Annotated in this window: 12 protein-coding genes; 2 read left to right on the top strand and 10 right to left on the bottom strand. The window is 63.1% G+C overall.

The genetic code is table 11. The annotated features are described in order from the left end of the window. Window positions 1–99: 99 nt before the first annotated feature. From ACN6KF_RS13280 to ACN6KF_RS13270, 3 genes are read right to left on the bottom strand one after another with little or no spacing between them, the layout of a single operon-like run. On the bottom strand, window positions 100–663 hold the full coding sequence (locus tag ACN6KF_RS13280) for a hypothetical protein (protein ID WP_434957280.1): 564 nt from the start codon (window positions 661–663) through the stop codon (window positions 100–102). Between the two features lie 16 nt (window positions 664–679). Continuing rightward, a complete protein-coding gene (gene rutR, locus ACN6KF_RS13275; protein ID WP_434957279.1) occupies window positions 680–1324 on the bottom strand; it encodes an HTH-type transcriptional regulator RutR in 645 nt (214 codons plus the stop codon). Between the two features lie 38 nt (window positions 1325–1362). Continuing rightward, window positions 1363–1914 carry a cupin domain-containing protein gene (locus ACN6KF_RS13270; RefSeq protein ID WP_434957278.1) on the bottom strand — a complete coding sequence of 184 codons (552 nt, stop codon included), beginning with the start codon at window positions 1912–1914 and terminating at the stop codon, window positions 1363–1365. Window positions 1915–2198: 284 nt separating this feature from the next. On the opposite strand from ACN6KF_RS13270, the gene aptA reads away from it, so the two are divergent. Then, the gene (gene aptA, locus ACN6KF_RS13265; RefSeq protein ID WP_434957277.1) at window positions 2199–3524 is read left to right on the top strand and encodes an omega-aminotransferase AptA; all 1326 of its coding nucleotides are present in this window, start codon (window positions 2199–2201) and stop codon (window positions 3522–3524) included. Between the two features lie 232 nt (window positions 3525–3756). Then, window positions 3757–5253, top strand: a complete 1497-nt coding sequence (locus ACN6KF_RS13260) for a CoA-acylating methylmalonate-semialdehyde dehydrogenase (RefSeq protein ID WP_434957276.1) — start codon at window positions 3757–3759, stop codon at window positions 5251–5253. A 215-nt stretch (window positions 5254–5468) separates the two neighbouring features. On the opposite strand, the gene ACN6KF_RS13255 is transcribed toward ACN6KF_RS13260, so the two are convergent. The 7 genes from ACN6KF_RS13255 to ACN6KF_RS13225 form a co-directional block, all read right to left on the bottom strand. Further along, entirely contained in the window at window positions 5469–6500 is a 1032-nt protein-coding gene (locus tag ACN6KF_RS13255; protein WP_434957275.1) for a lysozyme inhibitor LprI family protein, read from the bottom strand. A gap of 318 nt (window positions 6501–6818) precedes the next feature. Next, complete coding sequence (locus ACN6KF_RS13250) at window positions 6819–7592, bottom strand: enoyl-CoA hydratase (RefSeq protein ID WP_434957274.1); 774 nt, start codon at window positions 7590–7592, stop codon at window positions 6819–6821. Between the two features lie 95 nt (window positions 7593–7687). Further along, window positions 7688–8575: a 3-hydroxyisobutyrate dehydrogenase gene (mmsB, locus tag ACN6KF_RS13245; RefSeq protein WP_434957273.1), complete on the bottom strand. Its 888-nt coding sequence runs from the start codon at window positions 8573–8575 to the stop codon at window positions 7688–7690. Window positions 8576–8632: 57 nt separating this feature from the next. Further along, entirely contained in the window at window positions 8633–9697 is a 1065-nt protein-coding gene (locus ACN6KF_RS13240) for an enoyl-CoA hydratase/isomerase family protein (protein ID WP_434957272.1), read from the bottom strand. Further along, window positions 9697–10839: an isobutyryl-CoA dehydrogenase gene (locus tag ACN6KF_RS13235; protein WP_434957271.1), complete on the bottom strand. Its 1143-nt coding sequence runs from the start codon at window positions 10837–10839 to the stop codon at window positions 9697–9699. The genes ACN6KF_RS13240 and ACN6KF_RS13235 overlap by 1 nt, the downstream gene beginning before the upstream one ends. A 179-nt stretch (window positions 10840–11018) precedes the next feature. Continuing rightward, the gene (locus tag ACN6KF_RS13230; protein WP_434957270.1) at window positions 11019–12515 is read right to left on the bottom strand and encodes a CoA-acylating methylmalonate-semialdehyde dehydrogenase; all 1497 of its coding nucleotides are present in this window, start codon (window positions 12513–12515) and stop codon (window positions 11019–11021) included. Between the two features lie 136 nt (window positions 12516–12651). Further along, window positions 12652–14373, bottom strand: coding sequence for an AMP-binding protein (locus ACN6KF_RS13225; RefSeq protein ID WP_434957269.1), 1722 nt, complete (start codon window positions 14371–14373; stop codon window positions 12652–12654). Between the last annotated feature and the right edge of the window lie 63 nt (window positions 14374–14436).

Here is a 14436-nt window from a genome sequence, read left to right as displayed (position 1 = left end):
TGACCTGGGCAGAAGCCACGCATTCTCACTTAGCTGAAAAGTTGGCGAGCATTTCTGAAGACTGCTTTGGAGCGAAAGCTCGTTAACGGCCTCGGTTGCTCAGCGTGATGAAGCTAAGGACATTCGATAAACGCAGCGCCTCTCGATGCTGGCGAGAGCCGCCGGGACTAGCTCCGTCGGCGCGCCCGGCCCACCGAGCGAACCGAAGCCAACCGGTGGTACGAAGACATCGAACCGGGCCCGGCTATCGTCGCGTGGCACCTGCCGAAATTCGAGACCGAAATCGCCGCGCGCTGAGGTCATCACGGCGCTGGCGGCCAGTTCGGGCGCTGGCCGGCTCGCGGCATATTTCTCGTCGAGGTAAAGGCTGGTGTCGAACAACAGGGCAGGGAAGCCACGCTCGACCAGGAGAAAGCGGTATGGATCCTCGTCGATGTTACGCAAGGTTTCGCCGGCTTCCTGCATCATCGGGCCGAGCGCGGATTTGAACTGGTCCCATTCCTCGCGATTGCGCTGCTTGAACGCGTCGCCTTCGCCGCGCTGCGCCGCACCGAAACCATTGCGGAAACCGTTGAGGAACCCCCTGGCGAAGCTGCGCGCGCCGGCACCCGATTCTCTGGCGATCCAGCGGGCCTGTCTCCATCGGCGCCTGAACAGCTTCATGCGTGCGCTTCCGCCTTCAACGATCGGCCAGCACGCCGCGCAGGATCGTCTCGGTCAGCGTCTTCAGCGTTTCCTGGTAGAAGGCTTCGTCGGTGAGGTCCTTGCCGGTGAGGACACTGATCTGCGTGGCGAAATCGGCATAATGCTGGGTGGTCGCCCAGATCATGAAGAGGAGGTGATAAGGCTCGATCGGCCGCAGTTTTCCTTCGGCGATCCAGCCTTGGATGATGACGGATTTCTGCCGGACGGTGTTGGTGAGATCGGTTGCCAGGACCTTTTTCAGGTGAGGGGCGCCCTGCATGATCTCCATGGCAAACAGACGGGAGGACTCCGGATAGAGCCGAGAGCATTTGAGCTTGTGCTCGATATAGGATGTCAGTGCCACGACCGGGCCGCGTGCGGCATCGAGTTCCTTCAGAGGCGTGACCCAGACTTCCAGAGTGCGGGTGAGAACGGCCTCGTAAAGGGCGTCCTTGGTTCGGAAATAATAGAGAAGATTGGTCTTCGACATGCCGGCGGCTTCCGCGACCTGATCGATACGGGTACCGCGCAAGCCGTGTTTCGAGAAAGCCGAAAGGGCGCTGTCGAGGATCTTGTCGATATTGGCCAGGCCGAGCTTGGTCTTGCTGCGTTGCCGGCCGGCCTCTCCTCCCTCTGCCATGAGCGCTTCCTGTTTCGTTGTCCCCACCCCTTCATGGCTCAGAAGCTTGGCGGTGTGCAAGCCGATATCAACTCGCAGGGCGTGTCGCCGACATTACGAAAACGATGAGGTTCACGGCTGTCGAAATAATACGCGTCGCCGGGGCCGAGCACGGCCATATCCTCGCCCACCGTGACTTCGAGCTGGCCGCGGATGACGATGCCGCATTCCTCGCCCTGATGGTGCAGCAGCACTTTGCCGGAATCCGCCCCGGGCTGGTAGAGTTCGGAGATCATCTGCAGGGCGCGTCCGCGCAGGTCCGAACCGACCTGGCGATAGGAGACGCGCCCGCGACCAATCTCCATCAGTTCGTTGTTGCGGTAGAACACCTTGCGCCCGGGATTGGCATCGAGGGCGAAAAACTCCGCCAGACCAATCGGCAAGGCATCGAGTACCCGCTTCAAGGCGCCGACCGAAGGGTTCACCGCATTCGATTCCATCAGCGATATGGTGGCATTGGAGATGCCTGCCCGCTTGGCGAGCTGGCGCTGCGACAATCCGCGCGCCTCGCGCACGCGCCGCAGCAATGACCCCAAATCGACGTTCTGCATGGTGCCATCCTTCGTCCAGGCCTGTTTAGAATGTTAAATATCATGAACGCTGTCGACAATTCCACTTTGCATTCAATGCACCGGAATTTGCGAACCTAACGCTTGTAATTGAACATTCGTTCTAGAACAAAAACTCGGGTATTGAAGTGCGGCCGAAATAGGAATGATGCTGCCACAACAAAGAGTTGGCATAATTTCCAAATTCAAGGCAAAGCTATTGCCAGCTTAACGAGCCGGGCTTCCCGCCAGCCTTCGGGACCTCGGCAGCTTCCGGAGAGATCCCGATGAATGCCCCGATCCGCGCGACCAACAACCTCGAAGCATTCTGGATGCCGTTTACGGCTAACAGACAGTTCAAGGCCAATCCGCGCATGTTCGTCGCCGCCAAGGACATGCACTACACCACGGCCGATGGCCGCCAGGTGCTTGACGGCACGGCGGGCCTTTGGTGCTGCAATGCCGGCCATGGCCGCCCCAAGATCACAGAGGCGATCCAGAAGCAGGCGGCCGAGCTCGATTATGCGCCGGCCTTTCAGATGGGGCACCCCGCTGCCTTCGAACTGGCTTCGCGTCTGGTGCAGCTGACGCCCCAGGGCATCGATCACGTCTTCTTCGCCAATTCCGGTTCGGAAGCCGTCGATAGCGCGCTCAAGATCGCCCTGGCCTATCACCGAGCCCGCGGCGAGGGGCAGCGCTTCCGCCTGATCGGCCGCGAGCGCGGTTATCACGGCGTCGGCTTCGGCGGTATTTCGGTGGGCGGCATCGTATCCAATCGCAAGATGTTCGGCACGCTGCTCACCGGTGTCGATCATATCCGCCATACCCATGACCTCACCCGCAACGCCTTCTCCCGCGGCCTGCCCGAGCACGGCGCCGAATATGCCGAGGATCTGGAGCGTGTCATCGCCCTGCACGACGCTTCCACCATCGCGGCCGTGATCATCGAGCCGATCGCAGGCTCTACCGGTGTGCTGCTGCCGCCCAAGGGTTATCTCGAGCGCATCCGCGCCATCTGCGACAAGCATGGCATCCTCCTGATCTTCGACGAGGTCATCACCGGTTTCGGCCGCCTCGGCACGCCTTTCGCCGCCGACTATTTCGGCGTGACCCCGGATATGATGACTGTAGCCAAGGGCATCACTTCGGGCGTGATCCCGATGGGAGCGGTGTTCGCCAAGAAGGAGATCTACGATGCCTTCATGACGGGCCCCGAGCACCTCATCGAGCTCTTCCACGGCTATACCTATTCGGCCAATCCGGTGGCCTGTGCCGCAGCGCTCGGCACGCTCGACACCTATACCGAAGAAGGTCTGCTCACCCGTGCTGCCGATCTCGCCTCTTATTGGGAAGATGCGATCCATTCGCTGAAGGGCCTGCCGCATGTCATCGACATCCGCAATCTCGGCCTGATCGGCGCCATCGAACTGGAGCCGATCGCTGGCCAGCCCACCAAGCGCGCCTTCTCGGCCTTCCTGAAGGCCTATGAGAAGGGCCTCCTGATCCGCACCACCGGCGACATCATCGCCCTGTCGCCGCCGCTGATCATTTCCAAAGCGCAGATCGACGAGTTGGTCGCGACGCTCGGCGACGTCTTGAAGACGCTGGATTGATATTGCCGTCTCCCCTTGCGGAGCTCCGCAGTTCCTGCGGAACCGCTCGGGGTCCCGGCAGGGGGATGAGAGGTCTTGCGGCCTCGCCTGACGGGATGACGTCGTCGGAAATTTCAATTGGAGGGACCTCGTCCACCCCTCATACGCCCTTTTGGAGCACCTTTTCTCACAGGGGAGAAGGATGGATCGCTCCTAAGGTGCGCAGCAAGACAAACTCCTTCAGAGGAAACCCATGGCCCGTATCGACAATCTGATCGGCGGCAAGCAGACCGCCACCACCAGCGGACGCTTCGCGCCCGTGTTCAACCCCGCCACCGGCGAGCAGAGCGGTGAGCTCGGCTTGTCCTCGACCGCAGATGTCGATGCCGCCGTGCAGGCGGCGAAGAAGGCCTTCCCTGCCTGGTCGACCACGGCGCCGCTCAAGCGGGCCCGCTACATGTTCAAGTTCAAGGAACTGATCGAGGCCAATGCCGACAAGATTGCCCAGGCGATCTCGGCCGAGCATGGCAAGACCCATTCCGATGCCCTCGGCGAGGTGCAACGCGGCCTCGAAGTGGTGGAATTCGCCTGCGGCATTCCGCATCTGCTGGCTGGTGAATTCAGCCGCAACGTCGGCCCGGCCATCGACACCCATAATGACCGCCAGCCCCTCGGCGTCGTCGCCGGCATCACGCCGTTCAACTTTCCCGCCATGGTGCCGCTGTGGATGTATCCGGTGGCGATCGCGGCCGGCAACACCTTCATCCTCAAGCCGTCCGAGCGCGATCCCTCGGCCGCCCTGGTGGTCGCTCAGCTCCTCCTCGATACCGGCCTGCCGGAAGGCGTGCTCAATGTCGTCAACGGCGACAAGGAAGCTGTCGACGCGCTGCTGCATCACCCCGACGTCAAGGCTATCAGCTTCGTCGGTTCGACGCCGATCGCCCAGTACATCTATGCGACGGCTGCTGCCAACGGCAAGCGCTGCCAGGCTCTCGGTGGTGCCAAGAACCACATGGTGGTGATGCCGGATGCCGACATGGACCAGGCCGCCGATGCGCTGGTCTCGGCGGCCTACGGCTCGGCGGGCGAGCGCTGCATGGCGATCTCGGTGGCCGTGCCGATCGGCGACAAGACCGCCGACGTGCTGGTCGAACATCTGCTGCCGCGCATCAACAAGCTCAAGGTCGGCCCCGCCGCCGATCCGCAGGCCGAGATGGGGCCGCTGGTCACCAAACAGCACCAGGAAAAGGTACTTGGCTATATCGATGCCGGCGTGAAGGAAGGCGCCAAGCTGGTGGTCGACGGTCGCGGGCTCAAGCTGCAGGGCTATGAAAACGGCTATTATGTCGGCGCCACTTTGTTCGATCATGTCACCGAAGAGATGTCCATTTACAAGGAGGAGATCTTCGGGCCGGTGCTTTCCATGGTGCGCGCACGCGACTATGCGCATGCCACCAAGATGATCAATGATCACGAATATGGGAATGGTACCGCCATCTTCACCCGTGACGGCGATGCGGCGCGTGCCTTTGCCGACAGCATCGAGGTCGGCATGGTCGGCGTCAACGTGCCGCTGCCGGTACCGGTCGCCTACCACTCGTTCGGCGGCTGGAAGCGCTCGCTGTTCGGCGACCACTCGATCTACGGCATGGAGGGCGTGCGCTTCTATACCCGCCTGAAGACCGTGACCGCCCGCTGGCCTACCGGCATCCGCTCGGGCGTGAACCTCAACTTCCCCTCGACGAACTGAGATCGGGCGTAAACACTCGGCGGAGCCGCACTCCTTCTTGGCTTATGGAGTGCGGCTTCGCCGCAATGACCGCCGCGGACAGCTTCGGCTACAGGGTGGTCGAGGGATTTCAGCTTTTTCGGCAAGAAGGCTGCGGCTTGCCGGCCCGCCTGTCCGAGCCGCGCGCCTGCTGGTTCCAAGCAACCCCTGCTGCCGCCCCCCCTCCTCAGCGAGTGTCACGACAGGAATTCGCGTAGCGCGGCAATACGTTCATTGGTCAGCACGCCCTTGATGTCATCGGCAGAGCGACCTGGAAAAGCCTCGGCAACAAAGTCCGCGAAAGCGTCGCGATAGGTGAGCCAGGCACGCTGGGTCTCATGAATGCCGCTTTTCTGGACGGTGCCGTAGGAGAAGTTCTTCAGGCGCATGACCTTCTGATAGGTCGTGTTCAGGGTGGCATCGGCCTTGGCCAGTTGCGGTGCGCTGAATTTCTGAACCCTGCCGTTGACGACCTGCCGAAGATCGTCGTGGAAGGCCTTTTTGGCCGCGTCCGTCGCGTCGGTCTGCATGGCCGCGCGAAGTGTGCCGCTGAGATCCACCTCATTCTTCCCGACGGCGTCCGCATAGGCCGCCGATGCAGTCTGAAGCCGGGCCAAGGCTGCCTTCTGCTGATCGTTCCAATCCCTGGAGAGGGTCGTGATGGCCTGATCGCGTTGAGCGTTCTCGATGCGGGAGGCATGGACCTCGCAGGCGCCGCCGAGGAAGCCGCTCGTGGCGTCGTCGCATACGCTGAAATCCGTGCCCGCCCATCCTTCGGTGCGCAGCTTGGCGAGATGCTGGATGCGAAGATCCATTTCGTAATCGGCACCGTTGAGTTGGCAGGCAAGGGCGATTGCCCGATTGAGGTCGCGCGGTGCCCCGACTCCATTGGCATACATCATCATGAGAAGGCTGTTGCCGCCGAAGGGCGTTTCGTTTCCGTCGGGTCCCTTTGCCTCCTGTGCGGCACAGCGCCGAGCCGCGTCGAGGTCTGCCTTCATCCCGATGCCGTAGTAGAGCGCCTCGGAGTCGCAAGGGGCCTTGTCGTCAGGTTGGGCTGGTTCGGAAATGTCCACCGTCTTCGCCGATCGGCAGATCTGTTGCGACTTCGAGAATGACGGATCGGCCTTCGCATCCGCCCAGGATCCTGCATGGGTGGAGAGCGGAGCCGTTAGAAGGACGGGAATTGCCAGGGCAACGGGAGCGAGTTGCACGCAAAATTTCTTCATTCCTTGTCCTTCTGTATTAAAGGCAGCAACAGGTAAGGGAGGTCACTATACCAGTGCCATGCTCATCATCTCGCATTTATACCTAGATGTTCAGCAGCCTCACCTAGCCGAAGGAGATTTGCAACGTCTAAGTTGTAGTCCTTTCGGAATGGAAACTTGCCTGACTAGGGCACTGATCCTTTGCGCTCCCACAAGGGCTTGGTTTCACCATCGTCCTTATGAGAATAGGCGTGAAGATGGGATGCCCGCGGCGAGCAATTTCGGGCTGGTCAGGGACCAGTCCGCTATTGCAACGTTTTCGCGGTGAGAGCCCCGAAACTATCCCCGGTTGAACTGCGCCGGGCGCTTCTCCACGAAGGCAGCCATACCTTCCTTCTGGTCCTGCGTCGAGAACAGGGCTTGGAAAACGCGGCGCTCGAAGGTGAGACCGCTGGCGAGCGGCAGCTCATAGGCCTGGTTGATCGCTTCCTTCATCACCATGCTTGCCGTCAGCGACATGCTGGCGATGGTTTCCGCCGTCTTCACCGCGTCCTCGACGAGATCGGCGGCCGGAATGATACGCGAGGCCAGGCCGCAGCGCTCGGCCTCGGCGGCGTCCATCAGCCGGCCGGTGAGGCACAATTCCATCGCCTTGGACTTGCCGATCGAGCGCACCAGCCTCTGGCTGCCGCCCATGCCGGGGATCACGCCGAGCTTGATCTCAGGCTGGCCGAATTTGGCGGTGTCGGCGGCCAGGATGAAGTCGCACATGAGCGCGAGTTCGCAGCCTCCACCCAAAGCATAGCCGGCTACAGCTGCGATCTTCGGCTTGCGAGAAGCGGCGAAATGGTTCCATTCCGAGAACCAGTCGCTGCTGTGCATGTCGACGAAGCTCTGAGCCTGCATCTCCTTGATGTCGGCGCCGGCGGCGAAGGCCTTGGCGGAACCGGTGATCACCAGGCAGCCGATGCCGGGATCGACGTCCGCCGCCTGGGTCGCCGCCAGGAGTTCGCCGGCCAGCTTGCGGTTGAGGGCGTTGAGGGCCTCGGGCCGGTTGAGCGTGATCAGCAATACGCGTCCGCGCTTTTCGGTGATGATGGTCTCATAGGTCATGTCTGGTCCTCAAACCTTTGGGCAATTCCGTTCTCGAGGAGAGGGAAATGCGCCCTTCATTTGAAATATTGAGCCGGCTGTTATGTTGATGAAACTCAGCTCCTGCCCCGAAGCAGCCGGATGATGGCGGAAAAATCTTCCGTACCGTGGCCGAGGCCGTCGAACAGGGAATAGAGCTGGGCGGCTTCGGCGCCAAGCGGCGTGTTGGCGCCGACCGAATTGGCGGCCGCCTGGGCGAGCTTGAGATCCTTGAGCATCAGGGCCGCCGCGAAGCCCGGCTTGTAGTCGTTGTTGGCGGGCGAGGTCGGCACCGGCCCCGGCACGGGGCAATAGGTGGTGAGAGACCAGCACTGGCCGGAAGAGGTCGAGGCGACATCGTAGAGCGCCTGCTGCGACAGGCCGAGCTTTTCGCCGAGCGCGAAGGCCTCGCAGACCCCGATCATCGAAATGCCGAGGATCATGTTGTTGCAGATCTTGGCCGCCTGGCCGGCGCCGGCGCCGCCGCAATGCACCACGCGCTTGCCCATTATGGTGAGCAGCGGCTCGGCCCGGGCGAAGGCCTCGTCCGGGCCGCCCACCATGAAGGTCAGCGTGCCGGCCTTGGCGCCGCCGACGCCGCCCGAGACAGGAGCATCCACGGCGGCTAGGTTACGTCCGGCCGCGATCTCATGGGCCTTGCGGGCGCTGTCAACGTCGATGGTGGAGCTGTCGATCAGCAGCGCGCCCGCAGGCACGAGGCTGGCCAGATCCGACCATACCTTCAGCACATGGGCGCCGGCCGGCAGCATGGTGACCACGGCGTCGGCATCCTTGACCGCTTCGGCGGCGGAGGCGGCGATGGTGACGCCATCAGCACGCGCACTGTCGAGCGAGACCTGGGACAGATCGAAGCCGCGCACCGCGTGCCCGGCCTTGACCAGATTGGCGGCCATCGGTCCGCCCATATTGCCGAGACCAATGAAACCTATCTTGCTGCCGGCCATTGGAAACTCCTTTGCGAGAATACGATCAGGATCGGTGTCTTACGCACCGCCATGCGCTTAAGGAAACACCCGATCCGCCACCGGCTGGGTCCAGGCTTCGATATCGTGGTCATCGACCTCTGCAAGGCTTGCCGGCGACCAGCGCGGATTGCGATCCTTGTCGATAATGGCCGCTCGCACACCCTCGTAGAAATCGTGGCCCTGGGCCACCGCAACCGCTGCAGCAAATTCGCGTTCCAGAGCCTCTTCAAGGCCATCGGCCTCGCGGGCCAGACGGATCAGGCGGAAGGTGAGCTTGAGGCTGGTCGGCGATTTGGAGGCGATGAGGTCGCGCGTCTTCAGGGAGAAGGGCGTATTATCCGCTTCGAGAGCTTGCAGGATGGCCTCGACGGAGGAGCCGGCAAAGCAGCGATCGATCAGCGTGCGATGCTCGGAAAGGCGAGCGAGTTCAGGCTGCACGGCATGCTTTGCAAGCACGGCGCGGATTGCCTCATTGTCGGTTCCAGGCATCAACTGAGCCAGCTCGTCGATCAACGCGGGAATGCTGCCCTGAGGGATCTGGAGGTCGGCCAGGCCGGCATAAACAGCATCGGCAGGCCCGATCGTCTCGCCGGTGAGGGCGAGATAGGTACCGATCTCGCCCGGCGCATGGGCGAGCAGCCAGGTGCCGCCGACATCCGGCACGAAGCCGATGCCGACTTCGGGCATGGCGATGCGGCTGCGCTCGGTGACGATGCGGTGGGCGCCGTGAGCCGACAGGCCGATGCCGCCGCCCATGGTGATGCCGTCCATCACGGCCAGATAGGGCTTGGGAAAGCGGGCGATGCGGGCATTGACGCGATATTCGTCACGCCAGAATTTCGCGCCCGTACCATCGGGCGTGCGATCGCCTTCGTAAAGGGCCCGGATGTCGCCCCCGGCGCACAGGCCGCGCTCGCCTTCGCCCGTCAGCAGTATGGCGGCGATGGCGGCATCTTTCTCGAACGCGTCGAGGGCCGGCGCGATCAGATGTACCATGTTGCGCGTGAGGCTGTTCATCGCCTTGGGGCGATTGAGCCGAATGCGGCCAAGCGAGCCTGTGCGTTCGACGATCACGTCCGGAAGCGTCTCTTCTGCTGCCATTAGCGGTTCCCCAGCAGGGCACGGGCAATGATCACGCGCATGATTTCGTTGGTTCCTTCCAGAATCTGGTGCACCCTGAGATCTCTGACGATCTTCTCGACGCCATATTCGCTCAGATAGCCATAGCCACCGTGAAGCTGCAGCGCCTGATTGGCAACCTCGAAACCGGCATCGGTGACGAAGCGCTTGGCCATGGCGCAAAAGCGCGTCGCCTCGGGGCTCTTGGCATCGAGCGCGCAGGCGGCCCGCCACAGGAAGGTGCGCGCCACTTCCAGTTCCGTCGCCATGTCGGCAAGGCGGAACTGCAGGGCCTGGAAATCCGAGATCTTCCTTCCGAAGGCTTTGCGCTCGCCCATATAGGCGATCGCCTTGTCGAGAGCCGCCTGGGCGCCGCCGAGCGAGCAGGCGGCAATGTTGAGGCGGCCGCCGTCGAGCGCCGCCATGGCGATACGAAAGCCCTGGCCCTCTTCGGCAATGCGGTTGGCGGCGGGAACCCGGACATTCTCGAACATCACGGCGCGGGTCGGCTGGGCATGCCAGCCCATCTTCTTCTCGCTGGCGCCGAAGGAAAGACCAGGCGTGTCCTTCGGCACGATGAAGGTGGAGATGCCCTTGGGGCCATCGCCGCCGGTGCGGGCCATCACGATGTAGAGATCGCTGGCACCGGCACCCGAGATGAACTGCTTCTGGCCGTTGAGGACGTAATGATCACCCTCGTGCGTCGCCCGGGTAGCCAGGTTGCCGGCATCCGAGCCATAGCCGGGCTCGGTCAAGCAATAGCTGGCAATCGTCTCCATCCTGGTCATCGCCGGCAGCCATTGCTGGCGCTGTTCGGGCGAACCATAGCTATCGACGATCCAGGCGCACATATTGTGGATCGACAGGAAGGCGGCGACGGCCGGGCAGCCCGAGGACAGGGCTTCGAAGATCAACGCCGCATCGAACCGGGTGAGGCCGGAGCCGCCGACATCCTCGCGCACATAGATCGCGGCCATGCCGAGCCCGGCGGCCGCCCTGAGCGTGTCGATGGGAAAATACTTGTTCTGATCCCATTCGAGGGCGTGCGGGGCGATCGCCTCCGCCGCGAAGCCAGCCGCCATCTCCCGGATGGCCACCTGTTCGTCGCTGAGTTCGAAATCCATGGTGGTTGCCTCGTTTCCTACCCTCCCTGGAGGGGGAGGGTCGGCCCAAAGGGCCGGGGTGGGGTGACCGGCGCAGCGTTCTGCCAGATTGGGCGGCGCTAGACTGGATCGGTCGTGCAGACACCCCACCCCGACGCCGCGCGTCGACCCTCCCCCTCCAGGGGAGGGTAAAGATTGCCTCACCGCATCGTCGGGATCGAGAAATCCGCGCCGCTCTTGATGCCGCTCGGCCAGCGCGAGGTCACCGTCTTGGTCTTGGTATAGAAGCGGATCGAATCCGGCCCATGCTGGTTGAGGTCGCCGAAGCCCGAGCGCTTCCAGCCGCCGAAGGTGTGATAGGCGATCGGCACCGGGATCGGCACGTTGATGCCGACCATGCCGACATTGACCCTGGCGGCGAAGTCTCGGGCAGCATCGCCGTCGCGCGTGAAGATCGCCACGCCGTTGCCGTAGGAATGTTTGGTCGGCAGAGCCAGCGCTTCCTCGTAATCGTGCGCACGCACCACGGAGAGCACCGGGCCGAAGATTTCCTCCTTGTAGATGGTCATCTCCGGCTTGACCTCGTCGAACAGGCAGCCACCCATGAAGAAGCCGTTCTCATAGCCCTGGAGGCGGAAATTGCGGCCGTCGACGGCGAGTTTCGCGCCCTCGTTGATGCCGATCTCGACATAGTGCTTGACGCGCTCCACCGCCTCGCGGGTGACGAGAGGGCCGTAATCGGCGGAGCCGTCACTGGAGGGACCGATCTTCAGCGATTCCACCCGCGGGATCAGCTTTTCCATCAAGGCATCCGCCGTCGGCTTGGTGACGGGAACGGCGACCGAGATCGCCATGCAGCGTTCGCCCGCTGAACCGTAGCCGGCGCCGATCAGGGCATCGACCACCTGGTCCATGTCGGCATCCGGCATGATGATGGCGTGGTTCTTGGCGCCGCCGAAGCACTGGGCTCTCTTGCCGGTCTGGGCGGCGCGGACATAGATATATTCGGCGATCGGGGTCGAGCCGACGAAACCCACGGCCCGGATGTCTTCGTCGTCGAGAATGGCGTCGACCGCTTCCTTGTCGCCGTTGACCACATTGAACACGCCCGCCGGCAGGCCTGCTTCAAGGAACAGTTCGGCGATGCGGATCGGCACGGAGGGATCACGTTCGGAGGGCTTGAGGATGAAGGCATTGCCGCAGGCCAGCGCCGGGGCGCATTTCCACAAGGGGATCATGGCGGGGAAGTTGAAAGGCGTGATGCCGGCGACGACACCCAGCGGCTGACGCAGGGAATAGACGTCGATGCCGGTACCGGCGCTCTCGGTATATTCACCCTTGAGCAGATGCGGGATGCCGATGGCGAACTCCACCACTTCGAGGCCGCGCTGGATGTCACCCTTGGCATCCGGCACGGTCTTGCCATGCTCGCTCGCCAGGAGTTCGGCCAGACTGTCATGCTCGTCCCGCATCAATTCGAGGAAGCGCATCATCACACGGGCGCGCCGCTGCGGATTCCAGCCCGCCCAGACCACCTGTGCCTCGCGGGCATTTTCGACCGCGGCCCGCAACTCGGCCTTGCTGGCGAGCGCCACCTTGGCCTGCACTTCGCCGGTGGTGGGATTGAACACGTCGGCATAGCGGCCGCTGGTGCCCTCGACGCGCTTGCCGGCAATGAAATGTCCGATCTGTCGCATGGCTTGGTCCTTCATCGTGTTGTGAATTTCATTTTCCAGGTGCGCGGACGTCTCGTCCGCTCTTGGAAACACAGTGTCTGCCGAGAGCAAGAAGCGGACGAGACGTCCGCGCACCCGGAACGCCGCTGCCGCAACCCTATGCGCGCTTCCTCTCCGATGCCATCTCCGGGAAATCGGTCTCGGCGAATTCAACGCCCCGGAATGCGCTTTGCGTATCGCCCTCCACCTCCAGCCGACGCAGCTGGACGCGGCGGATCTTGCCGGAGATCGTCTTGGGCAATTCAGTGACGAATTCGATGCGGCGGATGCGCTTGAAGGGGGCGAGCCGCTCGCTGGTGTAGCGGAAGATCGACAGCGCCGTCTCGCGCGACGGCTTGGCCGCGCCGACCAGCAGCACATAGGCCTTGGGGATCGACAGGCGGATGGGATCGGGCACCGGCACGATGGCGGCCTCGGCCACCGTCTCGTGTTCGATCAGCACGCTTTCGAGCTCGAAGGGACTGATGCGGTAGTCGGAGGACTTGAAGACGTCGTCGGCGCGGCCGACGAAAGTGAGGTAGCCGTCCTCGTCGATGAAGACGACGTCGCCGGTGTGATAGACCTCGTCCTCCAAACCTCCGAGCTTGCCGTCGATCCCCTGATAGCCCTGCATCAGACCGGCCGAACGTGTGTCGCCGAGCGGCAGGCAGACCTCGCCTTCCGTGGCAGGCTTGCCATCGGCGTCGAGGACGCGGATGTCGTAGCCGGGGAGGGGGCGGCCCATTGCACCGACCTTGATCGTCTGTCCCGGCGAATTGGCGATCTGGGCCGTGGTTTCGGTCTGGCCGTAGCCGTCGCGGATGGTCAGCCCCCAGGCGTTGCGGACCCGTTCGATCACTTCCGGATTGAGCGGCTCGCCGGCCCCGCACACTTCGCGCAGCGAAACCTTGGTGGCGGCAAGATCCTCCTGGATCAGCAGGCGCCAGACGGTCGGCGGGGCACAGAGCGTGGTGACCTCGCAGCGTTCGAGTTCGCGCAGCAGGACTTTGGCGCTGAATTGCGGCTGGTTGATCACCAGCACCGTGGCGCCGGCATTCCAGGGCGCGAAGAACGAACTCCAGGCATGCTTGGCCCAACCGGGCGAGGACACGTTGAGATGGACGTCTCCCGGCTGCAGGCCGAGCCAGTACATGGTCGAGAGCGCGCCGACGGGATAGCTGCTCTGGGAATGGCGCACCAGCTTGGGCTTGGCCGTGGTGCCGGAGGTGAAATAGAGCAGCAGCGGATCGTGCGGATGGGTCGGGCTATCCGGTGTGAAGGTGGTGGGCTGGTTGAAAGCTTCGACATAGGTGATCCAGCCGGCTCCTCCGCCGGGGCCGACGGCGATGCGCTTGACTTCCGGTGGCGCCACATCTTCGCATTTGGCGAGCTGGTCGCGCTCGGCGATGATGGCGCGGGCCCTGCCGCGGTCGAAACGGTCGGCGAGCTCGTCCGGGGTGAGCAGCGTCGTGGCCGGAATGAGGATCAGCCCGAGCTTGATCGCCGCCAGCGTCGTTTCCCAGATAGCCGGCACATTGCCGAGCAGCACCAGCAGGTGGTCGCCGCGTCTCAGGCCCTGAGCGCGCAGGAAATTCGCCACCTGGTTGGAGCGCCGGCTGAGTTCGGAAAAGCTGAAACGAGTATCGGTTCCGGCGGCTGTGTCGACGATCCACAGGGCCGTGCGGTCCCGGCTTTCGGCAGCGGTGGCGAGCTCGGCGTCGAACCAATCGAGCGCCCAGTTGAAATGGGAGTCATCCGGCCAGCGAAAGTCGGCGCGAGCCGTCTCGTAATCGCTACGATGCTTGAGCAGAAAGTCACGAGCCTGCCGAAAGTCTGGCATGAAAGTTTCCTCGCTGTTGCCGTCGGGAGACGGGTCTTCAGACCCGCCAGTGGTTCGATGAAG

The organism is Labrys methylaminiphilus subsp. lupini, from assembly GCF_051161885.1.
Lineage (GTDB): Bacteria > Pseudomonadota > Alphaproteobacteria > Rhizobiales > Labraceae > Labrys.
The sequence above is the reverse complement of the archived record's forward strand: the minus strand, read 5'-3'. Positions and strand labels throughout refer to the sequence as shown.

What these genes read in the sequence shown, in the direction of transcription:
- ACN6KF_RS13260 (WP_434957276.1), top strand. Translation starts at nt 3,757, where the DNA reads ATGGCCCGTATCGACAATCTGATCGGCGGCAAGCAGACCGCCACCACC.
- ACN6KF_RS13270 (WP_434957278.1), bottom strand. Translation starts at nt 1,914, where the DNA reads ATGCAGAACGTCGATTTGGGGTCATTGCTGCGGCGCGTGCGCGAGGCG.
- ACN6KF_RS13230 (WP_434957270.1), bottom strand. Translation starts at nt 12,515, where the DNA reads ATGCGACAGATCGGACATTTCATTGCCGGCAAGCGCGTCGAGGGCACC.
- mmsB (WP_434957273.1), bottom strand. Translation starts at nt 8,575, where the DNA reads ATGGCCGGCAGCAAGATAGGTTTCATTGGTCTCGGCAATATGGGCGGA.
- ACN6KF_RS13240 (WP_434957272.1), bottom strand. Translation starts at nt 9,697, where the DNA reads ATGGCAGCAGAAGAGACGCTTCCGGACGTGATCGTCGAACGCACAGGC.
- rutR (WP_434957279.1), bottom strand. Translation starts at nt 1,324, where the DNA reads ATGGCAGAGGGAGGAGAGGCCGGCCGGCAACGCAGCAAGACCAAGCTC.
- aptA (WP_434957277.1), top strand. Translation starts at nt 2,199, where the DNA reads ATGAATGCCCCGATCCGCGCGACCAACAACCTCGAAGCATTCTGGATG.
- ACN6KF_RS13235 (WP_434957271.1), bottom strand. Translation starts at nt 10,839, where the DNA reads ATGGATTTCGAACTCAGCGACGAACAGGTGGCCATCCGGGAGATGGCG.
- ACN6KF_RS13255 (WP_434957275.1), bottom strand. Translation starts at nt 6,500, where the DNA reads ATGAAGAAATTTTGCGTGCAACTCGCTCCCGTTGCCCTGGCAATTCCC.
- ACN6KF_RS13225 (WP_434957269.1), bottom strand. Translation starts at nt 14,373, where the DNA reads ATGCCAGACTTTCGGCAGGCTCGTGACTTTCTGCTCAAGCATCGTAGC.
- ACN6KF_RS13280 (WP_434957280.1), bottom strand. Translation starts at nt 663, where the DNA reads ATGAAGCTGTTCAGGCGCCGATGGAGACAGGCCCGCTGGATCGCCAGA.
- ACN6KF_RS13250 (WP_434957274.1), bottom strand. Translation starts at nt 7,592, where the DNA reads ATGACCTATGAGACCATCATCACCGAAAAGCGCGGACGCGTATTGCTG.